Consider the following 25,383-nt stretch of genomic DNA (forward strand, 5'->3'; position numbering starts at 1 on the left):
GAGTAGGGTTAAATAGTTTGTTTTTTCTTTTCGCTGTTATCGAATAAATAAAGCAGAGCCGGCATAAAAATTAAATCGCCTGCTAATGCCAGCCCCATAATAATGGCTGAAAACAAACCAACATAAATATAAGAAACAAAAGAGCCAAGTAGCATTACGCTAAACCCGCTAATTAAAATAATAGAGGTAAGTATTACCGCGCGCCCAGCGCTTTGCATGGCGCCGTCTATGGCTTCGCGGGTGGATTTACCCTGTTTACGATATTGTAAATAGCGGCTCATAATATGAATTGAATCGTCCACGGCTATGCCTATGGTCATAGCGCCTACAATCATGGTGCCTAGGTCTATGGCAACCCCAGCGAAAGACACTAAGCCGCCTGTTAGCAATACAGGCACAATGCTGGGTATAAGCGCAATAACGCCATATTTTAACGATCGGAAAAGTACTAAAAAGCAAATGCCAATTACTAGAATGGCAATGCCAAACGATTTAAACATGCCGTTGTTAACATAGTGATTCTGAGCGTTGTTCATCACTAGTGTACCGGTTAGTTCAATATTTAAATCGCTATAGTGGGTGGCTATGTGATCTTCTATATGTGTGAGCACATCCATCATTTTGGTTGCATCCATATTGATGATTGGCAGCTGAATGCGGAGTACTTGTCGGTAATAATCCACCATATCGCTTAGGTCTTCATTAGGCCCGGTATTTTCGTAGGACAACAAAAACTGGGCAGCCATTGGGCGCGAAGTGGGTAGAGCAAAGTAATCGGGGTTGTTTTCATTGAGGGATTGATTTATTTGTTTGTAAAAATCTAATACAGAAATCGGTCTTCCTGCTTCCTCAATATTGCCTAGCCAATTTTGTAATGATTCAACGCGCTGTAAAAACTCAGGCGATTTAACCCCACCTTCTTCGCCGGAGTCGATAATGACTTCTAAGTTACTTATGCCTTTAAACGTATCGTTAAAGTAGTGTAAATCTCTGTTGGCCCAGCTGTCTTTTTTGAAGTAATTAACAATGTTTGCATCGACTGTAATTTGGGTGACGCTCCACGCGCTAAATAAACTTACAACTACGCCTGTAATTGCAATGGCTTTGCGGTTGGTTTGGGTCCAAATAGGTAGGGTGCGCAGTAATTTGGCTAAATATCCCGTTTTAGGTTCATTAGTTTTAGAAAAGTTTTCAATATTGCGAGGCAGCCAAGAAATATAGCTTAAAAGAGCCGGTAGCAATGTGTTGGTAAGAATAAAAATAATAAGCGGGGCGATGCCTGCCAATAATGCAAATTGGCGAACTGGGCTTAGCTCGGTAACGGATAGCGCATAAAACCCAACTGCTGTAGTAAGGCATGTAAAGAAGATGGGGTAAAAAAGGTTGACGACGGTGGATTGCGCTGCCTGCTGAGGTGTTTGCCCTGCAGCACGGTATTGAAAAAATTCCACCAATACGTGCACGCTGGTACCCATTGCCAAAATTATTACTGTGGGTATTAGCGCAGAGTTAACCGCAGTAAATGGCCAGTTAAATAAGCCCTGCAGGGAGGTAACCAATACCATTACCGCGAGTATTAAAAATATAGGGGTTACGGTCGCGAAAAATGAGCGGAAGATGATGAACAAAATGGCGATCATTATTACGCCCATTACTGGGTTTATCCACGCCATATCATTCTGGGTGAGGGTTTCAAAACGCTCACCAATTACAGGTATGCCAGAGAGTTTTATCTCAAACCCTGCCGCTTTATAGTTTTGCTGCTTTATAAAGGCAAGTAACTCTTGAGTAAGCTCTACCTTGTGGGCGTTTTCACCTTTTTTATATTCGGTGCGAGCGAGGATTTGAGTGTGGCGAAAATCTGCAGTTATTAGGCGGCCTATTGGCAGCGTTTCTTTCTGCATAATGCGGCGTGCCGCTATTAGGTCGTTTTCGCTAAGGTTTTCTATATCGTCGAATAAATCATCTGTCGCCATCATGCCGTCGTCATCATGGGTGTACTGATAATTACTCAGAGAGCGCACTTGGGTGACGTGGCGGTTATTCTCTAAAAAATCAGATAGCTCATCGATAATCTTTATCGCATCTTTACTGAATATGTCTTTGTCGTCCGCGCGGGCAGGTATACCCACTATAAGGTATTCGGGGTCCCCAAAGGTTTCTAGCAATCGGTCAAAGGCAATAAGGTTGGGGTCGTGCTCAAGAAAGTAAGCTTCGTTGGAATTATCGTGATGCAGGTTTTTGAATGTGAGTGGTGCGAGGCATATCAAAATGGCAATGCCAATGATCAATGCTAGGCGATATGTAACAACCCGCTTGGCCCAATGATGATTAAATCCTTGCATGTACGGCGCTCCCAAGTGGCAAATATGAACGGTGTAAATAAACGCTGTAAATATTAATGTAAGCGCTGTTCATATGGCAAGAGAATTAAGCGACAGAGGCAAGTAAATTTGAGGGGGAGGTAAAACAGATGCACGCCTAGGTGTGGCGGGGCTTGGAGAGCCTCGGTCGGGTAAATAGGCCCCGACCGAGGGCGAAAGGCTTAGCCCAATGTAACTTCTACGTTACATACGGTGCCAGCTTGTTGCGGTGGCACTATGTAGCCATCAATAGCGTTGCCATTTAGGGTGAGCGATTTTACGCCTTTGCTTACATGGGTTGGGTTGGTTACGATGATGTTATAGGTTGCGCCGCGATACTTACGGGTAACTTTAAAGCCATCCCAGCTAGACGGTATGCAAGGGTTAATTGCTAAACCGCTATAGTCTGGTTTTACGCCTAAAATGTACTGAGTAATTGCAGCGAAGTTCCACGAAGCGGTCCCTGTTAGCCATGAGTTTTTACCCTCGCCAGGTAAGTAGGCATCTTTACCTGCAATCATCTGGCAGTAGGCGTAAGGCTCTACTTTGTGAAGATCGCTAATTTCCTCTAGGTATGCAGGTGCAATTTTGCGGTAGTATTCAAAGGCTTTGTCACCGCGGCCAAGCAAAGTTTCGGTGATCATAATCCACGGGTTGTTGTGGCAGAAGATACCTGCGTTCTCTTTGTAGCCAGCAGGGTAGGTGGAGATTTCACCATACTCTATGTAGTACTTGGTAAACGCCGGTTGCTGCAACACAATACCGTAATCGCAATCTAACCATTCTTTAACAGAATCCATCGATTTTTCGACAAGGCCGTCTTCTAGGCCGATTCCTGCCATGCCGCAGAAACCTTGCGATTCGATAAATATTTTGCCTTCTTCGTTTTCTTTACTGCCTACTTTTTTACCGTAGTAGTCGTAAGCACGCAAAAACCACTCGCCATCCCAGCCGTGCTTTTTCACAGCTTCTACCATTTGGTCAATATGGGCTTGGGCTTCTGCCGCTTCTCCGTCTTGGCCTATTTCACGGCACAGTTTTACAAACTCGTTGCCGTATAAAACAAATAAACCTGCAATCATTAACGACTCAGCCGTTCTGCCGGTTTTGTTGCCCGTGGTTTGGAATGATTCGTTAGGGTCTTCACTAAAGCAGTTTAGGTTTAGGCAGTCGTTCCAGTCGGCGCGACCAATAAGTGGCAAGCCATGTGGGCCTAAATTATTAACCGTGTGATAAAACGAGCGCTTTAAATGTTCAAAATGACTTGTGGCTTTGCTCGCATCATTATCGTAAGGCACTTGCTCTTCTAAAATAGAGAAATCGCCAGTCTCTTTTATGTAATCGGTGGTAGAAAGGATTAGCCAAAGAGGGTCATCGTTAAAGTTGCCGCCAATTGCGTTGTTGCCGCGTTTGGTTAAAGGCTGATACTGGTGGTAGGCCGAACCGTCTTCAAACTGAGTAGAAGCAATATCAATTATGCGTTCGCGGGCGCGCTCGGGTACTTGGTGTACAAAGCCTATCAAATCCTGATTGGAATCGCGGAAGCCCATACCACGGCCAATGCCAGATTCGAAGAAAGACGCAGAGCGACTCATATTAAATGTCACCATACACTGGTATTGGTTCCAAATATTTACCATGCGGTCTAGCTTTTCGTCGCCACTTTCTACGCTGTAAGTAGAAAGCAAATTTGCCCAATAATCGGCTAGCTTGGTTAACTCGGCATCTACTTTTTCTACGCTATCGAAACGCGCAATAAGTTCTTTGGCTGGAGACTTGTTGATAACGCCCTTTGATTCCCATTTGTTTTCTGGGGCAACTTCTATATAGCCAAGCACAAAAATTAAGTCTTTGCTTTCGCCTGGTGCGAGCTCCACTTCTAGATAGTGAGATGCAATTGGCGACCAGCCGTGCGCTTCGGAGTTGCGAGGCTCGCCTTCAAAAACGGCATCGGGTTTATCAAAATCGTTGTACAAGCCTTTCCATTTGTCTCTGTCGGTGTCGAAGCCCTGAATTGGTGCGTTTACAGAGTAGAATGCGTAATGATTGCGGCGCTCTTTAAATTCTGTCTTGTGATAAATAACAGAGTCTTCCACCTCTACTTCACCGGTGGAGAAGTTGCGTTGGAAGTTGGTCATGTCATCTTCTGCGTTCCATAGGCACCATTCGGCGAAAGAAAACAGTTTAAATTTTTTGGTAGCGCCAGAGGTATTCTTAAGGCTAACTTTTTGAATTTCGGCCCAAGTGCCGAGAGGGATAAAGCTAAGTACTTCCGCTTGAATGCCGTTTCTTTCGCCGGTAATGCGGGTGTAGCTAAGGCCGTGAGCGCAGCTGTATGCGTCTAGCTCTGCTTTTACCGGCTTCCAACCGGGGCTCCATACATCGCCACTATCATTGATGTAAAAATATTTACCGCCGTTGTCTACGGGTACGTTGTTGTATCTATAGCGTGTTAAACGACGGAACTTTGCATCTTTGTAAAAACTGTAGCCACCCCCAGTGTTAGATACTAGGCTGAAGAAGTCTTCGTTGCCTAAGTAGTTTATCCACGGGTAGGGAGTTTTCGGGTCGGTAATTACATACTCGCGTGCTTTGTCGTCAAAGTGCCCAAATTTCATTAGAACAATACCTTAGGTTAGTTATACATTATATTTTTGGTGATCGTTTCAACCGCTTCGCTTTAATTCGCTGCGGCTTTTGTCGCGCGCCAAAGGTAAGTCTCGAATTTACATTTGGGCATGTACATGCAGGCGACGATAAAGCTTGTTTAGCAATAGGCAGCATAATTACAAGCTTTAGCTTATTATTGTGTGTTGCTTGTTATGGTCTTTTGATTGTTGGATTTACGCCAATGAAGGCTGGTTATATTTTGTTATTTTTATAGGGCAACCAACCTTGCTGGGTAGGAAGCCGCTTAGCGGCTAAGCCTAACCGGCTAAAGGTATAATCTAGGTGATGATACGGGCTGGAAATTTGAGAACTGTGAAATTATAAGCAAAACGGTGTAGTTATTTGTTGCACCGTGTCATTATTATTTGCATTGTTGGCACGTGTTGCATTGGTGCATGAAACCCTTGGGTTTGCACAACATACTGTGCGTGTATTTTAATTCAGATCGTCAAATAGTAATAATGTATTGCACGTCAAAATGATTGCTTGCGCTCATTATTTGGTGCGGCTCTAGGGGAGTAAGGGCGGAGTATGAAAAATTTAACAAATGAGCAATATAAGTTAAGCGTTGATTTAGCTGGCGGGCGGGTGATGGAATTTTCCCTTGCTGGTAAAAACCACTTAGCTGATGCGGCGTTGTTTCCTGGTTCAACCATATGGACAGCCCCGCAATCGGATTGGGATTGGCCACCACCACCGGCCCTAGATTCAGAACCATATAGCGTTGTGCATAGCGATGAGCAGACACTGGAATTAACGAGTGCGGTGTGCTCGCAGCTCAACATTCGTCTTGCTAAAGCATTCTCTGCTATTCCCCATGGTTTTCGTGTAACCACAACCATTAACAATGTCTCTTCTCAAGCGCAAACTTATGCTCCGTGGCAGGTGTCTAGAGTGTTAGGTGGTCACACCTATTTTTACTCGGCAACCGGCCCGTTACCCAATTCAAATTTACCCATGCAGCGCGAGGGGAATGTATTTTTGTATGAGCATAACCCCAAGCTGCTTACCGAGGGGGTGAAATGCTTTGCGAATAATAGTGGTGGTTGGATAGCCAATATTTTTGCTGGGCAAATATTTATCAAAGGCTTCCCTAAGCTCGACGAAGCTGATGTGTCTCCTAGTGAAGGAGAGGTGGAAGTGTACGCCTTCGATAGCGAAAGCAACCCCTATGTTGAGGTAGAAGTGCAGGGGCCTTACACAACCATTGCCTCTGGTGCGCAAACTAGCTGGGCCGTTGATTGGTGGTTGATACCCGTGCCAGACGACTTCCCGCCGTTGGGGGCTATTGCAGAGGTCGGTCAAGCGCTAGCGCAGATAGTGCAAGGGGTGAGCAAGTAAGTGCTACTTGAATACAAACCAATTGGTCTGTATTGTTGGGTATGTGTAGTGCATAGCAAGCCGTTAATTGAAAGCAGCTGAGCAATTTCTTCTATTCGCGTCGATTGAGGTTTTCGTATCCAGTCGAGCTCTGGTGAGCAGTGTTGCTAGAAAACGTTTTAGCTATAGTGCTTTGCGCTTACATCACCACTTTATAGTGCTTAAAAACAGGTATTAAGGTAATGCAATCGGTAAAAGACCCGACAGCGACGCGTTTGCGTATTCTGCAAGTGGCTGCGGGTGAGATAATCAACAACGGCTATAAGGCCGCTAGCCTAGCCAATATTCTTGCCAACAGCGGAGTATCTAAGGGCGCGCTATATCATCATTTCCCCAGTAAGTTAGCGCTTGGCCATGCCGTGTTTGAAGAGCTGTATGTGGATAGGTTCCAGCATTTCTGGGGCTTTCCGCTCGAAAATGAAGCCCCCATTCAAGCCCTGTGCGACTTTTTTCTCGCGCTGCCAAGCCAGATTACGGAAGATGAAATGACGCAAGGTTGCCCTGTATGTAGCCTGGCCATGGAGATGTCTGCCGAAGACGAGTGTTTTCGCTCGCAGGTTCAGGAGCTGTTCGAATGGTTGTGCAAGCGAGTACAAGCTGCTTTTGTGCTGGCGCAACAAAATGGGCAGCTAAAAGACGGGGTTAACCTAGAGGCGTCTGCCCGTTTTATAGTAGCGAGTATTCAGGGGGTGCAAATGCAGGCTAGGTATATGGAAGATAAAGCTAAGGTGAGTGAAACCCTTATAGCGGTAGTGGATTACTTGAAGCTGCTAATGCGCTAAAAATTTTTAATAAAAAAGCAAACCGGTTGGTCGGTATGCTCGTCCTTAACCATTACAAACAGGTTCAATGCGTAAAAAGTCGCGTATTGGAGTAATGGGGTTCGATGGGAACCACAATTTAAGGAGAGAGTTATGTCCCAAAATACTGAAGGGCCGGTTTCTAATGAAGATATTGGACCGTTAACAGCCTACGCCAATTTTGTTATTAGGCAGCGGTGGTGGCTTATTGTGTTTACCGTGGTGGCTGCCTTAGTGGTGATAAGTGGCGCGCGCTTTATAGGGTTTGATAACGACTATCGCGTATTTTTTTCCGACCAAAACCCGCATTTACAAGCATTTGATCAGCAGCAAAAAACCTACACCAAAAACGATAATATTCTTTTCGTAATAACCCCCATGCACGGCGATGTTTTCGCCCCAGATGTACTTTCGGCAGTAGAAGAGGCCACTCGTCAGGCGTGGTTGTTACCCTATGCCTTGCGTGTCGATTCGGTTACCAACTTTCAATATTCGCAAGCCACAGAAGATGACTTGGTTGTTGCCGACTTGGTATCTAACCCCGCAAGCCTTAGTGCCAGCGAATTATCTGAAATAAAACGTGTTGCGTTATCCGAGCCGTTTATTGTTAATCAGCTTCTATCCGAGAATGCCGACGTTACGGCAGTTAACATTACCTTCCAAATGCCGCAGGCCTCGCTCGACGAAGTACCTGCTGCAGTAGAAGCGGTTCGCGCACTAAAAACAGAGATAGAAAGTGCGTACCCGGTTACTGTTCACCTGTCGGGTGTGGTGATGCTCTCGAACGCGTTTTTTGAATCGTCTATGCAGGATATGGCGTCGCTTATTCCGTTAATGTATTTGGTGATTATTATCACCATGATGCTGCTTTTGCGCAGCTTTGGCGCAACCTTCGCTACGGTATTAGTCATACTGTTTTCTATGCTAACGGCAATGGGCGCGGCGGGTTGGGCGGGGCTTAAGCTCACGCCGCCATCATCGGCTGCCACAACTATTATCATGACGTTAGCAGTGGCAGATTCTATCCACTTTCTCGTCACCATGTTTTCGGGCATGCGCAAAGGCATGAGCCGTCACGATGCTATTCGCTACAGTATGCGTTTAAATTTTGGCCCTATCTTTCTTACTTCGCTTACCACTGCGGTGGGTTTTTTATCGATGAACTTTAGCGATACGCCACCCTTTCACGACCTGGGGAATATCACCGCGTTTGGTGTGGTAATGGCTTTTATCTTCTCGATTAGTTTTTTACCTGCGCTAATGGCCGTGTTACCGGTTAAAGCGCAAATGAGTGAAAGTCGAGTAGGTAAATGGATGGATGCTTGCGGCGATTTTGTTATTCGTCGTCGCCGAGTGGTATTTGCTGTGTCGGCGTTAATCGCTATTGGCTTGGTTGCCGCAGTACCGCTTAATCAATTTGACGATGATTTTGTGGGCTACTTTGATGAGAGCGTGCAATTCCGTACCGATACCGATTATGTAAATGAAAATTTAACCGGCATCTATCAAATTCAATATTCCCTGCCTGCGGGTGAAGATTACGGTGTGAGTAACCCTGCCTTTTTGCGCGATACGCAAAATTTTGTGGAGTGGTTTCGCAGCCAGCCAGAGGTGGTACACGTAAACAGCTTTACCGATACGTTTAAACGTATAAATAAAAATATGCACGGTGATAACGATGCTTTTTATAGGCTCCCAGAAGATAAAGAACTCGCTGCCCAGTATTTGTTGTTGTACGAGCTTTCATTACCGGAAGGATTAGATTTAAACAACCAAATGGATATTGGTAAAAGTGCAACACAAGTAATTGTTACCTTAAAAGATATGCCTTCGAGCAAGCTCGCCGCAGTGTCTGCGCGCGGTGAAGCGTGGCTTAAACAAAATACTGCTATGGAATCTTATGGAGTGGGGCCTGCTGTGATGTTTGCTCACATTTCCGAAACCAATATGCGCAGTATGCTTTTGGGCACATTTATCGCCATTCTCGTTATTTCTTTACTTATAACCTTGGCCTTACGCAATGTGCGTTTAGGGGTATTAAGCTTAATTCCTAACCTTTTACCGCTGGGTGCCGCGTTTGGCGCGTGGGGGCTGTTAGTGGGTGAGGTGAATGTGGCGGTAACCATGGTGACGGGCATGGCCTTAGGTATTGTGGTGGACGATAGCGTGCACTTTTTAAGTAAATACCTGCGCGCAAGACGAGAGCAAGGCTTGGATAGAGAAGGTGCTGTGCGCTATGCATTCTCGTCGGTGGGTGTGGCCATTATTGTTACGTCCATTATTTTAGTGGCGGGCTTTTTAATTTTGGCGCAGTCATCGTTTGGTATGAACGCCGATATGGGGCTGCTTACCGCAATAACTATTGTGGTCGCGTTGTTTGCCGACTTTCTGCTACTGCCAATCTTACTTATTAAATTAGATGCCAAAGAATACAAATTACCTGAATCTAAACAAGTAACGCTGCCAAACACTTCTACAGATACCGCCAACGCTAAACAGGAGAATAGCTATGCCTAATTCAATCATTCATAAGTTATGTATCGTAATGGCGTTAACGTTCATGGTGGTGTCGCCTTTTTTGCTGGCCAATACCGCCCAGGAAAAAGGCCGAGCTATTGCCGAAGAAGTGGATAAGCGCGATATAGGGTTTGGAGATTCTAAATCGAATATAAAAATGCTGTTGCGCGACCAATACGGCAATGAACGGCCACGTTTAATGCGCAATCAAACCATGGAGGTAACAGGGGATGGCGATAAGTCTATTATCGTATTTGAAAACCCCAGCGATGTAGAAGGCACCGCGTTTTTATCTTTTACTCACCAAGCTGGGCCAGATGATCAATGGCTTTATTTGCCCGGTTTAAAACGGGTTAAGCGTATCTCATCAAGCAACAAAGCAGGCGCCTTTATGAACAGTGAGTTTGCGTTTGAAGATATAGCATCACAGGAGGTGGATAAATATACCTACACATACTTGCGTGATGATGTGCTTGATGGCATTGACGTGTTTGTTAACCAAAGTGACCCAGTTGACCCCAAATCTGGTTATTCCAAGTTGGAAGTGTGGATAGACCAAGCGCGTTATATTCCACTAAAAATAGATTTTTATGATCGCGGTGGACGCCTTAAAAAAACGCTGCATATGAAAGAGTATAACCAGTACTTAGATAAATACTGGCGTGCGCACCGCTGGGAGATGACCAATCATCAAACGGGTAAAAGTACAGTGTTGTTAATGTCCGACTGGCAATTTAACAACGGCTATACCGACAACGACTTTAACAAAAACAGCTTATCGCGAGTTAAATAGTGATGATAAAGCCCTTTAAAGGCCGGCTTATGCCGGTCTCTTTTTTGTTTGTTTCTTCATTGTTAGTAAGTGCGACGGTATTCAGCGCAAGCGCGAATGCCGATGTTAAAGCGAATATTGGTTTCGAGCAGCGCAACTTTATAAGTGATGCATTGCTTGCTGAGCAGACAGACTCCTCTAGCTCGCTTACAGGATTGATCGAGGCCTATCGCGATTTTGATAACAATGCGCAGCGATTGGTGTTTTCTGCATCTGGACGGGTAGATGAAAATGACAGTGAACGAAATCATATCGACCTTGCTGAGCTTTACTGGTGGCGCCAGTTCGAACAGTTTGAACTCTATACTGGCGTCCGCAAAGTTACTTGGGGTGTGACGGAATCCGTTCACCTTGTTGATGTTATCAATCAAACCAACGCGCTAGAAAATATTGATGGCGAAGACAAGCTTGGCCAGCCCATGATTGAGTTGATAGCAGTGCGTGACTGGGGCACCGTAGAGGCATACGTGTTGCCCTATTTTCGGGAGCGCCAAACCCCTGGGCTTAGTAGTCGATTGAGGCCGCCGTTACCTGTGCTCGAAATGGCCCTATACGAAAGCGAACGCAAGCAAAACCATGTGGATTTTGCCATGCGTTGGAGTCATTACTTAGGGGCGTTCGATGTTGGGTTATCGCATTTTGTTGGCACCGATCGCGAGCCGCGGTTTATACCCGTCGTAGAAGAGCAGGGGGGCGCAGCATTGCAGCCCTTTTACGCACAAATACGCCAAACTGGTTTGGCGGTTCAGGCGACCGTAGAAGCTTGGTTATGGAAGCTAGAAGTCGTGAGTAAAAGCGACAACTTTATAGGCCGGCATACCTCGGCAGCAGGCGGCTTGGAGTACACGTTTTATTCTATTGCTGGCACAAATGGCGACCTAGGTGTAATAGCCGAGTACCAATTTGACGACCGCCGCGCTCAGTATGCGCCCATTTCGCAAAACGATGCGGTGTTTGGCGGGCGCTGGGCATTCAACGATTTAGACAACACACAAATTCTTGCGCTGTTTAGTCAGGATGTAGAATACGGCAATCGCTTTTTTTCGCTGGAGGCTAGTCGTCGCTTAACCGATAGCTGGACATTGGAGGCAGAACTGCGAGCCTTTGCCAATGCCGATGTGCGTTCACCCGATTACAGTTTTAGAAACGAAGATTACATTCAACTGGCACTGCGGCGTTATTTTTAACTGCCTCTAACAGGGCTATTACCAATAATAATGGGTAATGGCTCAATAATTAGCCCCCCGTATTAATTTGTTGCATTGCAATAAAGTAATGGTAAGGTTGTAATTACTTTTGGGTTACAATCTTTTTTCCATTACGTTAATTCAGGCACAGGGGGCACAATGTCCAGTGAGTTTGCTAGTAATGAACCCCGCATAGCACTTGTTACGGGTGCTGGCAGTGGTATTGGCGAGGCCATGGCGCTCTCGCTTGGGCGCAGCGGTTATCATGTAGTGGTATCCGATTTAAATTTGGACGCGGCCCAGCTAGTCTCGGACGCTATTCAAGCTGTCGGCGGTATGGCCACAGCGTTTAAGTTGGATGTAAGCGATCAGTCTGCAATCGACTCTGTTGTTTCACAATTTCCCAATATTGATATCTTAGTTAACAACGCAGGTATTCAATATGTGGCCAAGCTCGAATCTTTCCCTGCCGATATGTGGCGCAAATTAAACGATGTATTGCTTGTTGGCCCAGCCATGCTAACCCGTGCAGTATTGCCAGGCATGAAGTCGCGCGACTTTGGACGCATTATTAATGTAGGCAGCATACACGCCCACGTGGCTTCACCTTACAAGAGTGCCTATGTGGCAGCAAAACACGGCTTAATTGGGTTTAGCAAAGTAGTGGCGCTAGAAACCGCGCAACACAATATCACCATTAATACGCTTTGCCCCTCCTATGTAAAAACGCCCTTAGTAGAAAAACAAATAGCGCTGCAAGCTGCTGAGCACGGTATTTCTGAAGATGACGTAATCAATAAAATTATGCTTGAGCCCATGCCTAAAAAAGCGTTTATTAGCTTTGAAGAGCTAACCGCTAGCATGCATTTTCTAATTTCTGATGCTGCAAAAAACATGACGGGGCAATCACTGGTTATTGATGGTGGCTGGACAATTAAGTAGTGCTCATTAAATAGTAGAAACTAAATAGTAATGTCACTGGCGGCGAGTCACTTGGTTTAATGTATCTAGGAGTGAAATATGAAAATCAAAATGGAAATAGACATCTCTCCACAGGAAGTGCTTGAGCTTTTTGAAGGTAATGTCGAATCGCTGCAAAAGGCCATGCTGGGTACTATTGCCCACTCTTACGATCAAGCTGTCAAAAATAACGACTTTCAGCCACAACAAATATTTGATTTTTGGCAAGGTATGGCAGAAAAAAGCCAAGCGATGTTTACCGAATACAGTCAGGCCGCCGCCAAGAAAAGCGACGATAAATAGTTTTACCTCACCGCGTTAACAATTAATGCTTCTCGTGCCTTATTAAGGATTGGCTATGAATCAACAGGAACGCATGCAAGTTCTTGGTTATATCGAAAAATACAGTGCAGAATTCAGTAAATTAACCGCCGATGTAATGAACCGAGTGTTAACCAATACTATGGCTAGCGACGGCAGTGAGCCGCCTGCGGGCTTGGTAATGCCCGAACAGGGCAGTGTGCGCATTAACCCCGAGCAATTTCTAAACCAGCAAATGCAGTTTATGCAGCAACAACAACAGCTGTGGCAAAGCGCAAGCCAGGCGTTTTTAGGGGGTAATGTAGAGACGTTAATAGAGCCTGCAAAAGGCGACAAGCGCTTTGCCGACCCAGATTGGGATGGCAACCCCGTATTTAATTACATTAAGCAAGCTTACCTACTAAATGCGCAGTATATGAATCAATTAGTCGACTCTATGGAGTTCGACGACCCAAAGCTCGCAGAGCAGGTGCGTTTTTACACGCGGCAATATGTTAGCTCTGTAGCCCCTACCAATTTCTTACTCACCAACCCCGAAGTGTGCAAAGAAATTTTGCAAACAGAAGGGGAAAATCTCGCGCGCGGCATGGATAACTTTATGCGCGATTTAGAACAAAGCCCTACCGAAGCGTTAAAAATTACTCAGGTTAAAAGCGACGCTTTTGTATTGGGTAAAGATCTCGCTAATACCGAGGGTGGGGTAGTGTTTAAAAATGAGCTTATTGAGCTTATACAGTACAAGCCTACTACCGAGCAGGTACATTCTGTGCCGCTACTCATTTTGCCGCCGTTTATTAACAAGTACTACATACTTGATTTAGGTGAAAAGAAATCCCTTGTTAAGTGGTTGGTAAGCCAAGGGTTCACCGTGTTTATGGCCTCTTGGGTTAACCCCAACAAGCAGCATGCCACATTTGGCTTTGATGAATATGTAGAGTTGGGCGCTATAGCCGCACTTGATGCAGTATGCGAAATAACCGGCGCAGAAAAAGTAAACGTGGCGGGTTATTGTGTTGGTGGCACATTACTGGGTATTACCCAAAGCGTGCTTAAGGCCCGTGGTGATAACCGTATCAATACCTGTACTTTTCTCACTACGTTATTTGATTTTTCTGAGCCTGGCGAAGTGGGAAATTACCTGTCGGAAGATAGCTTTGCGGTGATTGAAAAAACCGTAAAAACCAAAGGCTACTTTGACGGCCGAGTGCTGGCATTAAGCTTTAGCTTGTTGCGCGAAAATAACTTGTTTTGGTCGTTTTTTATCGATAACTACCTAAAGGGCAAAGACCCAATGCCCTTCGATATTTTGTATTGGAATAGCGATTCCACCAATGTGCCGGCGGCTGTGTATATTTACTATTTGCGCAATATGTATTTAGATAACCAGCTCAAACACGCAGGTGCGCTTACCATTTGCGATACCCCTGTAGACCTCGCTCAGGTGGGGGTGCCGAGTTACTGTTTGGCCGCACAAGCGGATCACATTGTGCTTTGGCAGGCCGCCTATAAAAGCGCGCAAATACTCGCTAATAATGAAGCCGCGCAAGTGCGCTTTGTGCTTACAGAGTCTGGCCATGTTGCCGGTGTGGTTAACCCCACAGACCGCGGCAAATATCCACATTGGGTAAACGATACCTTAGCTGCGGACGCCGAAAGCTGGATGGCCGAAGCGAAACAGCAAGAGGGCTCGTGGTGGAGTGACTGGCGCGACTGGTTAGCTGCAAGGGCGGGAGAGCAGTGTGCTGCACCGGCAGTAGGCAGCAAAAAACACCCAGTAGTGGGTGATGCGCCGGGAAGCTATGTGAAGGTTAGGCTCGATCATCAAGCCCTATAAGGGCTATACTTCTGTTAAAACAGCGCGCAGGTGTTGTTTTGGCTAATGCCAGCTACATTTTAGGGGCAGCCACGGCGCGCTGTTACAGTCATTTATGCGGAAGCTTCACAGTGATAACAATTAAAAAATACCCCAATCGTAGGCTCTACGACACCTCTCAAAGTCAATATGTAAACATAGATGGCATTCGCGAGCTGGTTATGCAACACAAAGAGTTTCGCGTAATCGATTCCAAAACAGAGGAAGACCTCACCAAATCGATTTTGCTGCAAATTATTAGTGAAGTGGAGAGCAACGAGAATCAAGCGTTGCTCACACAAACCTTGCTTAAGCAGTTAATCCGCTTTTACGGTAACGATATGCAAGGCTTTATGCGCCAATACTTAGAGCAAAGTGTGGCAACCTTTTTAGACCAGCAAGATACAGTGCAGGGAATGATGAAAGGGGTGATGGATGCATCGTCGCCAATGAACGTATTTGGCCAATTTATAGAGCAAAATATGTCCATGTGGAACGCGTTTACTCAGTCTGCAAAGCCCGCGGCGAGTGGCGCCAAAAAGCCCGAAAAGAACGAGAAACCACCGGAAGAAGACTCATAACTAACGGTTATTAAGGGTTAATTTAGCTATCGCTAAATGATCTTGTTTCTCTTGTGCAGTGCAGCAAAATTGTCTTGATTCTGTCATGCTCACACCTTACACTTAAGTTGTGTTTTGCAGTGCAGCATAACCCTCAGGAGAATCACATTATGTTAGACAAGATCTTTGAACAATCTCAAACCGCTTTTAAACCAATGAGCGATTTAGCCGCATTAAATACTAAGATGCTCGAGGAAGTTGCAGAAAAGCAAAAAGCTTTTGTTAGCGATATGGTAAGCGACAGCATGGCCTACGCTAAAGAGCTTAGTGCTCAGAAAGACTTTTCTGGCATCTATCAAACGCAAAAGAACTACTTGGAATCTGTGCAAGAAAAAATGATTGCAGCTTCTACAGATGCATACAGTTTTATGACTGCTACCCAAGAGAAAGTAAGCGACGTAATTAAAAGCAACACGCCAGCGTAAGGTAGATTTGAGCGTGTTACTTGTCTGATGTTGAAGCCCGGTACTGCCGGGCTTTTTAATGTCTGGATGGAAACATTTTAGAAAAAACGCACAATTTTTTTAATTGGCGCCAAAGGGTATTGATGTTGGCCTTTGGCAAGAATAATATTTGATGCTGCGCCGCAAAATTCACGTTTGTGGGCGGGTTTCTCGCCTGACTAGGAGTGTGTTATGGACTACAGATTTTCAAATCAAGTTTCAGAGCAAGTTTCGGAACAAATCGGGCCGGTATTTGCGCCAATGTTGGCTCTCTGGGATGCCAACCTTAAAGCCTTCGAGGCAGTACTTGGGCAGCAAGCCCAACTGCTAGATGAGGTGGTTGTTAGTTGTTCAGAATTGGCTGATGATTTATCAAAGGCTGACTCTTTAGAAACCGTATGGACGTTACATAAAAAATGCTCTAGTAAGTTGCAGGGTATTTATGTCGACTCCATAAAGAAAACGCCACAAGCTTTTAAAGAGAGTGAAGCGTTAATGGTGGAAGCGTTAGAAAACGCAGGTGATTTTAGTGCGCTTACTGCGGAATTTGAAAAAGTGACTCAAGCATCGCCAGCCAAGCCTGCTAAGAAAGCAGCGGCTACAAAACCCGCGGCAAAGAAAACAGCTGCCAAGAAAAAGACGGCTAAAAAAGCAGAACCTCAACCAGAGGCAGCTAGCGAGCCTGTAAAAGCGGAAGAGCAAGAATTAGAAACACACAATTAAGCGTGTGTTGCAGGAAGTAAAAAGCGCAGCTGGCGTGTATTTCGTCTAGCTGCGCTGTAAGCGGCGAAAGTTGCTTAATACATGTGTTGGCCACCGTTAATTGACAGGGTAGAGCCAGTAATAAAGCCCGCGTTATCAGATACTAAAAACTCTACGCCACGGGCAATTTCTTCTGCCTCACCCAATCGCCCAACAGGGATTTTGGCAATAATCTTTTCAAGCACCTTTTCTGGTACTGCGCGTACCATATCTGTAGCAATGTAGCCTGGCGCAATAGCGTTTACGGTAATGCCCTGGTTTGCCCCTTCTTGTGCCAATGCTTTAGTAAAGCCGTGAATACCAGATTTGGCAGCGGCGTAGTTAACTTGACCATATTGGCCTGCCTGGCCGTTTATAGACCCAATATTAACAATACGACCAAACTTGTTTTCACGCATCGCTTCAATCACGTTGCGGCACATGTTAAAGCAAGAGCCAAGGTTGGTATCCAGCACTTGGTGCCACTGCTCGGCACTCATTTTATGAATAGTGCTGTCGCGAGTAATGCCCGCATTGTTAACAAGAATTTCTATTGGCCCCATATCACTAGTGATTTTTTTAACGGCTTCTGTACACGCGTCAAAACTAGATACGTCAAATTTAATCACGGGGATGTCATGTTTTTCTTTGAATTTATTGGCGCTCTCATCGTTGCCTGCATAGCTAGCAACAACGCGATAACCTGCTTCTTTTAAACGAACTGAAATCGCTTCACCAATTCCCCGAGTACCGCCAGTCACTAGTGCTAATCTACTCATACTGTGTAATCTCCTTGCATACTTGAATGGTCGAACAGTTAAAACAAATCAATAGCTCTTAACGCCTTTGCTAAAAAAGCGTCGCGAGAGTGTAGTGGGCAACTACTGCACCAATATTACGCTAGCTACTCACACTATGAACATGGTCTAAATCAAAATGTGGCACGCCGAACACATTTGTTTGCAGCTTATGCTCGAAAACGGCGCGTGAACTTGTTTTTTTATCATTAAGCCCCACTTTAGGTGCAGGTTAATAAACAACAAAGTCATATTGGCGCATGCAAACTAGAGACTGCATAAACTGTGCCTAACTGGAGTGCAATAATGAGTGAGCATATTGTAGAGATAACCCTAGAAAATGCGCAGGCGCAGCTAATTGAAGAGTCTTTTAACCGCCCAGTGTTGATAGATTTTTGGGCCGAGTGGTGCGAACCGTGTAAATCTTTAATGCCAGTGCTAGAAAAACTGGCCAACGAGTATGCCGGCCAGTTTTTATTGGCAAAAGTAAACGCCGATGAGCTAAACATGATTGCCAGCCAATTTGGTGTGCGAAGCCTGCCAACGGTAATGGTAATGAAAGACGGCCAGCCAGTAGACGGTTTTAACGGTGCGCAGCCAGAGCAGACGGTGCGTGAATTGTTAAACAAATATCTACCCAAGCCCTGGGAGCTGGCACTTGGTCGCGCCAAGTTGTTAATGGAAGAAGAAAAGTACGGTGAGGCAATAGCTGAATTAACACCTGCATACGAAGAATCTATGCAGGCTGCTGCGGTACTTTTTGCCTTGGTTGATTGCTATATCAATATTAAGCGTTTTGAGCAGGCCGAAGAACTGCTGGACTCGGTGAAGCTGGTAGATCAGCAAGATGCTGAATACGGCAACCTGCGTTCGCAGCTCGATATTGCCAAACAGGCTGGTAAGTCGCCAGAAATCGAAACCCTCGAGGCGGCACTGGCTGCCGACCCAGATAATATAGATACAAAAATGCAATTAGCCGCCCAGTATACTCATGGCGAATACCATAAAGATGCGCTTGAGTTACTGTTTCCGCTGTTGCGTAAAAGCCTTAATGCAAAAGATGGCGAAGTGAAAAAACAGTATGTCGATATATTAGCTGTGTTAGGCAAAGGCGACCCTTTGGCGGTTGAATATCAGCGCAAGCTTTACACGTTGATGTATTAACAGCTTTTTACCGCTTTTTTGTGCAGAATTAGCCTCCAATTTGACTGAAAAGCGCCCGTTATCCTTACCTAGAGCTAGGTTTTAATGGCATAATGGCGCCCCATTTTTATGGCCGCTTACGGGCGGTGAGCTAAAAATAGTTTCTTATACGTTACCCATAAAGGCCCTCAACGAGTGAGGGCTTTTACGTTTATTGAGGAAGATCATGCAGCCGCAAAGCAAGCCCAACAACCCTAATTTTTCTTCTGGCCCATGCAGCAAGCGCCCAGGTTACGATGTAAGTGCGCTTCAGCTAGATACCTTAGGCCGTTCGCACCGCTCTAGTTTAGGTAAAGAAGTGCTAGCCCGTGCCTGTAGCTTGACTGCCGAGCTTTTGGGTTTACCCGAAGGTTACCGCGTAGGTATTGTGCCAGGCTCCGATACTGGCGCTGTGGAAATGGCTATGTGGTCTATGCTCGGCCAGCGCGGTGTAGATGTACTTGCGTGGGAATCCTTTGGTAGCGGTTGGGTTACCGATATTATAAAACAGTTAAAGTTGGATAATGTACGCGTTATGGAAGCCGATTATGGCTTACTTCCAAACTTGGCGGAGGTTAACTTCGCTAACGATGTGGTGTTCACTTGGAACGGCACAACCTCTGGCGTAAAAGTACCAAATGGCGACTGGATAGCTGACGATCGCGAAGGCCTAACTATTTGCGATGCCACATCAGCCGTTTTCGCTATGGATTTACCATGGGAAAAGCTCGATGTTGTAACCTATAGCTGGCAGAAAGTGTTGGGTGGTGAAGGCGCGCACGGCATGTTAATTCTTAGTCCACGTGCAGTTGAGCGTTTAGAAAGTTATACCCCTTCTTGGCCTATGCCAAAACTATTCCGCATGACTAAAGGCGGCAAGTTAGTAGAAGGTATCTTCCGCGGTGAAACCATTAACACCCCATCCATGTTGGCTGTTGCCGATTACGTTGATGCCCTAGAGTGGGTGCAAAGTATTGGCGGTGTAAGCGAAGCCATCAAGCGTTCTGAAGCTAACTTAGCGGTTATAGAGAAGTTTGTGGCAGAAAACGACTGGATCAACTTCTTGGCAGCCTCTAAAGAAACGCTATCTAATACCAGCGTATGCCTAACCTTAAAGGCCGATGCCGACCAGGTTAAAGCATTCGTTAAATTGCTAGATAAAGAAGGCGTTGCATACGATATTGGCGCATACCGCGATGCTCCGGCAGGTATCCGTATTTGGTGTGGTGCGACAGTTGAGTCTGCAGATTTAGAAGCATTAATGCCTTGGATGACGTGGGCATACCAACAGGTAACTGCGTAGTTGCTAATTTAGTTTGCCTGTTTATAGGTATCTATTCTATGGGTATCTATTCTTAGCTACCTAATGTTGAGTGTCTATTTTTAGACACTTATTTATAGCCAACTATTACTTCGCGCATAAAAAAGCCCTAGCAAAGTTGCTAGGGCCCAAACGAAGAAACAAGGTTTACCCAACTTAAGGTCGTGTAATAACGAATTTAAGAAAGGTACTAGCTATATAGCAAGATCAAGGCCAATAAAAATAACGTTAAATAACAACAGTTTATAATAAACCCGCCAAAAGGTTGTTAATAATTTCGACAGATTGCCGGTTAAGGTTTGACCGCAACGTGGCAGCGCTTTTGGGCAACTCACATTCTGTAGGGTGTAAAAACTTATGTATCAAATTCGCACATACAACAAAATTTCCGATAAGGGCTTAAGCCGCTTTAGCAAAGACCAATACAACGTAGGCGAAGATGTTGGCCAACCAGACGCTGTAATTTTACGCAGCCAAAAGCTTCACAATGAGCCGTTACCAGAGTCTGTTTTAGGCGTGGCTCGAGCAGGGGCTGGCGTAAACAATGTACCGGTAGAGGAATACACCAAAAAGGGTATTGTTGTTTTTAACACCCCTGGTGCAAATGCTAACGCGGTAAAAGAGTTGGTGTTGGCTGGTATGTTGTTGGGTTCGCGCGGCATTCTGCAGGGCAAAGACTACGTAAATACTCTTGGCGATATGACCGATGCGGGTGAAATGTCTAAATTGTTAGAAGCTGAGAAAAAGCGTTTTGCCGGTAGCGAATTAGCAGGTAAAAAATTAGGCATTATAGGTTTGGGCGCCATTGGCTCTATGGTGGCGAACGCCGCTCTTGCACTAGATATGGAAGTGCTAGGTTTCGACCCTGCGTTATCGGTAGAGGCAGCATGGCGTTTATCTAGCAATGTACGCCGCATGGAAAGCGTGCAGGCGTTGTTATCTCAAGTGGACTACGTTTCATTGCATGTGCCAGCTATAGAGGCAACACGCAATTTAATTAACGCAGAAACGCTAAGTGTTATGAAGCCAAACGCGGTTATTTTGAACTTTGCACGCGAAGCCATTGTGGATGCATCTGCTGTTGTAGAAGCCCTAAATGCAGGCAAGCTTGGCCAGTATATTTGCGACTTCCCAGAGCCTTGCTTGATTGGTCACGACAAAGTGGTTGCTTTGCCGCACATTGGCGCCAGTACCGCAGAAGCTGAAGAAAACTGCGCTGTTATGGCTGCCAACCAGTTGATGGACTTTTTAGAGAATGGCAACATTGTTAACTCTGTAAACTTCCCGCACACCGTTATGGCGCGTGGCGAAGGTGGTTGCCGTATTACCTTTACCAACGAAAACGTGTCGGGTGTATTAGGTAATGTGCTTTCTGTGTTTGCTGCCAATAATGTGAACGTTATCGATATGGTAAATAAAAGCCGTAACGACGTGGCGTACAATATTTTGGACTTGGCAGAAAAGCCAAGCGAAGACGTAATTGCAGCCTTAAAGGCCGTTGAGCACGTTATTTCTTTGCGTGTTATTTAATCAAAGTTTTGTGTGTAGGGCGGTTGCTGGTTAATTCTTCTGCAACTGGCCTACAGTTTTGATTAAGCACTTGCAAACACGGGCAAATTAGGGATAATGCCCACCCCTTGAGTAACTCTTTGTTTACTCAATTGGCGATGAAAATCGCTTTGCTATGGTGGCCCAGCTTGGTCCCCCCGCAACAATTCGCTACGAACCCCGCCAGGCCCGGAAGGGAGCAACGGTAGTAGTATAATTGTGTGCCGGGGTGTGGCTGGGTTGGGTCATCTCCAATCTTGTTCTATTTTCCACTCAAAATTTTATCCATTACCCAATTGGCTCGCGCAGCAGATTCGCCAAGGGATGGATGTGTGCTTGTACCCAGTAAATGTTCGTTCATAGCTTGCACATGATAGGTTTGTATGTGTTCTGGGTGCGCTAGGGTTTCCGTTGTTTCCCCTTGTTCATTCATTAGTGTTACGGGTTTGTCTTCAAATATTGCAAAGCGTATTTCGCCTGCGCTGCCAATTATTTCCACCTCGTCTAAACGGGTGCGGGCGCCAAAGTTCCAGTAACCGCTGCCTGTTACGCCGCTTTTAAATTGCCAAGCAGCTGTTACGGCGTCTTCCGCTTGATAAAGCTGTTGTTGGTTGGCGGCAAAGCCATTCACTTTGTGAATTGGGCCGAGCAAAAAGTCGAATAGGTCCAAGCCGTGGCTAGCTAAGTCGACAAAGTAGCCGCCGCCCGCTTGATCGGGCTGGGTGCGCCAATTTGTTTGTTTCGCTTTGTCGGTATCGGAAGGTGGTTTGCGAAAATTCCAGCTAATGTGGCGCACATCGCCAATAGCTTGTTCATCTAGCCACTGCTTAACTTTTAAAAAGCGCGGTAGGGTGCGGCGGTAGTAGGCTACAAACAGTGGTAGTTGCGCTTCATTAAAGGCTTCTACCATGGTTTCGCACTGTTTGTTGTTAAGTGCCATAGGCTTTTCTACGCAGCAGGGTTTGCCCGCAACAGCTACTTCTAGCGCATATTGCAGGTGGCTAGCCGGTGGTGTCGCAATATAAATAGCATCAATGTTGGGGTCGTGAATAAGCGCTTCAGCGCTGGCGTGCACCGTTGCTACACCGTGGCGTTTGGCGTAATCGTGCGCTTTGGCGGTATCTCTACGCATTACCGCGGCAAGTTGAGAGTGCTTGGTTTTATAAAAGGCTGGGCCGCTTTTTACTTCGGTTACGTCGCCGCAGCCAATAATGCCCCAGCGGATAGGTGCGGTTAGGGTTTTCATCGTTTGCTCCTTCTATTTAAGCGGTGTATTCACGGCTTGTTTGGTCAACATTGGCATTCTATTCGTAATAACTGGTGTGTGCCTTTGTGAGTCAGTACACTCTGCGGCTATAATCGCTTCTTTTTCTACTCCTTTAAAATAGAGAACCACGCTGTAATGAGCTATCAGGTACTTGCCCGTAAGTGGCGCCCGCGCACTTTCCGCGAAATGATTGGCCAAGAGCACGTTTTACGCGCGCTTATTAACGCCCTCGATCACGGACGTCTGCATCACGCTTACCTGTTTACCGGCACGCGCGGCGTGGGCAAAACCTCCATAGCACGTATTCTAGCTAAGTGTTTGAATTGCGAAACTGGGGTTAGTTCCGAGCCATGTGGTGAATGCAGTGCCTGTGTGGAAATCAGTGAGGGCCGCTTTGTCGACCTTATCGAGGTGGATGCGGCATCGCGCACCAAAGTAGAAGATACGCGCGAGCTGCTCGACAACGTGCAATATGCACCCACGCGCGGCCGCTACAAAATATACCTCATCGATGAGGTGCACATGCTCTCTAACCACAGTTTTAACGCTTTGCTTAAAACCTTAGAGGAGCCGCCAGAGCATGTGAAGTTTCTACTGGCAACCACAGACCCGCAAAAACTGCCGGTAACTATATTATCTCGATGTTTACAGTTTAATCTCAAAAATATGAGCCCCGAGCGCATAGTGGGCCATTTGTCGCATATTTTAGAAAAAGAAGTTATCCCCTTTGAGGAGTCTGCCCTGTGGCAGTTGGCGCGCTCGGCAGATGGCAGTATGCGCGATGCACTAAGCTTAACCGACCAAAGTATTTCGTTTGGCGGTGGCAAGGTTAGCGAAGACGAAGTCGCTTCCATGCTTGGCACCATTGACCACAAACTAGTGCAAAACCTTGTGGGCGCGTTAATAGCCGGGGATGGCAGCCAAATTTTAACGTCGGTTGCTAAATTTGCCGAACACGCCCCAGACTTCGATGTAGCTCTGGCCGACCTCATAACACTGCTGCACCGCATTGCTATTGCGCAAGCGCTACCCGATGCGCTAGATAACAGCTACGGCGATCGCACCCAAATATTGGAGTTTGCGAGTAAGCTTGCCCCTGAAGATGTGCAGCTGTTTTATCAAACGGCCCTTATTGGCCGGCGTGATTTGTCACTGTCGCCCGACCCGCGCAGCGGCTTTGAAATGACTTTGCTGCGAATGCTGGCATTTAAGCCACAAGGTGTGGCCGATGTGCCTACTCAGCGCCTACAGGCACAGCCCGCCAGTGCGCCGGCTAGTAGTTCTGACGTTGCTTCTGTTGCAGCTCCTGCGGCTCCGACTGCTCAAGCAGCACCGCAGCCCTCGTCTAATGTTGAGCCTGCACCTGCTCAAGCGGCCCCCGAGCAGACTGAGCCCAGCCCGCCAGCGCAGACGTCTCCGCCACAGCAAAACGTTGCGCCAAACACGGTGGAAGACAATTCGCCACCCGCAGATTACTACGACAATATGCCGCCTTACGAGGAGGCCCAAGAGCCTGTAAAAAAGCCCCAAGCTGAGCCTCAACAGGCTCAGGCAGAGGTGCCCGCAAGTGAGCCCGCGCCGTTAGGGCCAATGCATACTGTGGTAACCGCTGCAGAGTCAACCCAAGCCGTTGCCGAGCCGGAAGTAAATACTTCGGCCCCTGCTAAAACGCCGGCGGATGCTCTGCGTGAGCAGGTAAAAGCCATTGTGGGCAAGGAGGGCATAAGTGCCCCGCCAAAACCTGCACAGCAATTGAAAAATACCCCCGCCGCGCCCATAAATGCAGCGCCGGTAGTGACTACGCCAATAAGCTTAGAAGAGCTAACCCCATCGCATTGGGTAAGTGTATACAACCAGCTAAATGTTAAGGGTATTTTGCAAAGTACTGCTGCAAACACTGTGCTAATTGGGCGTGAAGATAATCATTTAGATTTCGCGTTAGACGAGCAAAAAAGTAGCCTCTTCGACCCGAGCCACAGCGATAGGTTATCTGCGCTATTAAGCGATTATTTTGGTGTGCCTATCAAAGCAGCTATCCACCTGCAAAACTTGCCGGGTGATTTAGAAACACCAGCGGCTTACGCCATACGTATAGATCAAGAAAAACGCGTGGCAGCCATACAAAATATGTACGATGACCCTGTAGTGCAAACACTACAGCAACAATTTAATGCAACACTCGTTGAAGAAACTGTTACCTACCAATAGCCAAAAGCTTGGTTGTTGAGTTTAACCGTGGAGAAAAATTATGATTGGTCTTGGCGATATGATGAAACAAGCCCAGGAAATGCAAGAAAAAATGGCCCGTATGCAAGAAGATATGGCCAATATTGAATCCGAAGGGCAGGCGGGCGCTGGTTTGGTGAAAGTTGTAATGACTGGCCGCCACGATGTAAGAAAAGTAACTATCGACCCCAGTGTTTTAGAAGAAGACAAAGAAATGCTGGAAGATTTAATAGCTGCGGCGGTAAACGATGCCGTACGTAAAACCGAAGAAGCTACCAAGCAAAAAATGAGCGAAATTACCGGCGGCTTGCAAATGCCTCCCGGTTTTAAAATGCCATTCTAAAAACTATTGGGTA

20 protein-coding genes and 1 other RNA gene are annotated in these 25,383 nt (G+C 46.2%); 17 read left to right on the forward strand and 4 right to left on the reverse strand.

Going from position 1 to position 25,383, the window contains the following annotated elements; all coding sequences use genetic code 11:
• Positions 1–8 precede the first annotated feature (8 nt).
• Both SDE_RS06905 and SDE_RS06910 read right to left on the reverse strand, forming a co-directional pair.
• Positions 9–2,345, reverse strand: a complete 2,337-nt coding sequence (locus SDE_RS06905; protein WP_011467799.1) for an efflux RND transporter permease subunit — start codon at positions 2,343–2,345, stop codon at positions 9–11.
• A 200-nt stretch (positions 2,346–2,545) separates the two neighbouring features.
• A complete protein-coding gene (locus SDE_RS06910) occupies positions 2,546–4,981 on the reverse strand; it encodes a GH36-type glycosyl hydrolase domain-containing protein (protein WP_011467800.1) in 2,436 nt (811 codons plus the stop codon).
• A 583-nt stretch (positions 4,982–5,564) separates the two neighbouring features.
• On the opposite strand from SDE_RS06910, the gene SDE_RS06920 reads away from it, so the two are divergent.
• From SDE_RS06920 to SDE_RS06970, 11 genes are all read left to right on the forward strand, one after another.
• Positions 5,565–6,374 (forward strand): DUF4380 domain-containing protein, encoded by an 810-nt coding sequence (locus SDE_RS06920; protein WP_011467801.1) that lies wholly within the window; start codon positions 5,565–5,567, stop codon positions 6,372–6,374.
• 221 nt (positions 6,375–6,595) lie between these two features.
• The gene (locus tag SDE_RS22850; RefSeq protein WP_011467802.1) at positions 6,596–7,195 is read left to right on the forward strand and encodes a TetR/AcrR family transcriptional regulator; all 600 of its coding nucleotides are present in this window, start codon (positions 6,596–6,598) and stop codon (positions 7,193–7,195) included.
• 132 nt (positions 7,196–7,327) lie between these two features.
• Positions 7,328–9,730: an efflux RND transporter permease subunit gene (locus SDE_RS06930; protein WP_011467803.1), complete on the forward strand. Its 2,403-nt coding sequence runs from the start codon at positions 7,328–7,330 to the stop codon at positions 9,728–9,730.
• Positions 9,723–10,523 carry an outer membrane lipoprotein-sorting protein gene (locus SDE_RS06935; protein ID WP_011467804.1) on the forward strand — a complete coding sequence of 267 codons (801 nt, stop codon included), beginning with the start codon at positions 9,723–9,725 and terminating at the stop codon, positions 10,521–10,523. Before SDE_RS06930 ends, SDE_RS06935 begins: the two co-directional genes overlap by 8 nt.
• Before the next feature lie 29 nt (positions 10,524–10,552).
• Positions 10,553–11,749 (forward strand): hypothetical protein, encoded by a 1,197-nt coding sequence (locus tag SDE_RS06940; RefSeq protein ID WP_041325446.1) that lies wholly within the window; start codon positions 10,553–10,555, stop codon positions 11,747–11,749.
• Positions 11,750–11,908: 159 nt separating this feature from the next.
• Positions 11,909–12,691: a 3-hydroxybutyrate dehydrogenase gene (locus SDE_RS06945; RefSeq protein ID WP_011467806.1), complete on the forward strand. Its 783-nt coding sequence runs from the start codon at positions 11,909–11,911 to the stop codon at positions 12,689–12,691.
• A gap of 78 nt (positions 12,692–12,769) precedes the next feature.
• Positions 12,770–13,012, forward strand: coding sequence for a hypothetical protein (locus SDE_RS06950; RefSeq protein ID WP_011467807.1), 243 nt, complete (start codon positions 12,770–12,772; stop codon positions 13,010–13,012).
• Positions 13,013–13,067: 55 nt separating this feature from the next.
• Entirely contained in the window at positions 13,068–14,864 is a 1,797-nt protein-coding gene (locus tag SDE_RS06955; RefSeq protein WP_011467808.1) for a PHA/PHB synthase family protein, read from the forward strand.
• Positions 14,865–14,974: 110 nt separating this feature from the next.
• Positions 14,975–15,463, forward strand: coding sequence for a polyhydroxyalkanoate synthesis repressor PhaR (phaR, locus tag SDE_RS06960; RefSeq protein WP_041324361.1), 489 nt, complete (start codon positions 14,975–14,977; stop codon positions 15,461–15,463).
• A gap of 149 nt (positions 15,464–15,612) precedes the next feature.
• Complete coding sequence (locus SDE_RS06965) at positions 15,613–15,927, forward strand: phasin family protein (RefSeq protein WP_011467810.1); 315 nt, start codon at positions 15,613–15,615, stop codon at positions 15,925–15,927.
• Positions 15,928–16,137: 210 nt separating this feature from the next.
• Positions 16,138–16,668: a hypothetical protein gene (locus tag SDE_RS06970; RefSeq protein WP_011467811.1), complete on the forward strand. Its 531-nt coding sequence runs from the start codon at positions 16,138–16,140 to the stop codon at positions 16,666–16,668.
• 74 nt (positions 16,669–16,742) lie between these two features.
• Here SDE_RS06970 and phbB read toward each other — a convergent pair whose 3' ends face one another.
• Positions 16,743–17,465: an acetoacetyl-CoA reductase gene (phbB, locus tag SDE_RS06975; protein WP_011467812.1), complete on the reverse strand. Its 723-nt coding sequence runs from the start codon at positions 17,463–17,465 to the stop codon at positions 16,743–16,745.
• 324 nt (positions 17,466–17,789) lie between these two features.
• Between phbB and trxA the strand changes: the two genes are divergently transcribed.
• The 4 genes from trxA (at position 17,790) to ffs (ending at position 21,778) form a co-directional block, all read left to right on the forward strand.
• On the forward strand, positions 17,790–18,647 hold the full coding sequence (gene trxA, locus SDE_RS06980; protein WP_011467813.1) for a thioredoxin: 858 nt from the start codon (positions 17,790–17,792) through the stop codon (positions 18,645–18,647).
• 205 nt (positions 18,648–18,852) lie between these two features.
• On the forward strand, positions 18,853–19,968 hold the full coding sequence (locus SDE_RS06985) for a phosphoserine transaminase (RefSeq protein WP_011467814.1): 1,116 nt from the start codon (positions 18,853–18,855) through the stop codon (positions 19,966–19,968).
• A gap of 375 nt (positions 19,969–20,343) precedes the next feature.
• Entirely contained in the window at positions 20,344–21,516 is a 1,173-nt protein-coding gene (locus SDE_RS06990; RefSeq protein ID WP_011467815.1) for a phosphoglycerate dehydrogenase, read from the forward strand.
• A 165-nt stretch (positions 21,517–21,681) separates the two neighbouring features.
• Positions 21,682–21,778, forward strand: an RNA gene (gene ffs, locus SDE_RS21715) — signal recognition particle sRNA small type.
• A gap of 18 nt (positions 21,779–21,796) precedes the next feature.
• On the opposite strand, the gene SDE_RS06995 is transcribed toward ffs, so the two are convergent.
• Complete coding sequence (locus tag SDE_RS06995; protein WP_011467816.1) at positions 21,797–22,780, reverse strand: Gfo/Idh/MocA family protein; 984 nt, start codon at positions 22,778–22,780, stop codon at positions 21,797–21,799.
• A 156-nt stretch (positions 22,781–22,936) separates the two neighbouring features.
• Here SDE_RS06995 and dnaX point away from each other — a divergent pair, with 156 nt between their 5' ends.
• Positions 22,937–25,009: a DNA polymerase III subunit gamma/tau gene (dnaX, locus tag SDE_RS07000; RefSeq protein WP_011467817.1), complete on the forward strand. Its 2,073-nt coding sequence runs from the start codon at positions 22,937–22,939 to the stop codon at positions 25,007–25,009.
• A 40-nt stretch (positions 25,010–25,049) separates the two neighbouring features.
• Positions 25,050–25,370, forward strand: coding sequence for a YbaB/EbfC family nucleoid-associated protein (locus tag SDE_RS07005; RefSeq protein ID WP_011467818.1), 321 nt, complete (start codon positions 25,050–25,052; stop codon positions 25,368–25,370).
• Positions 25,371–25,383 lie beyond the last annotated feature (13 nt).

This window comes from Saccharophagus degradans 2-40 (genome assembly GCF_000013665.1).
GTDB lineage: Bacteria > Pseudomonadota > Gammaproteobacteria > Pseudomonadales > Cellvibrionaceae > Saccharophagus > Saccharophagus degradans.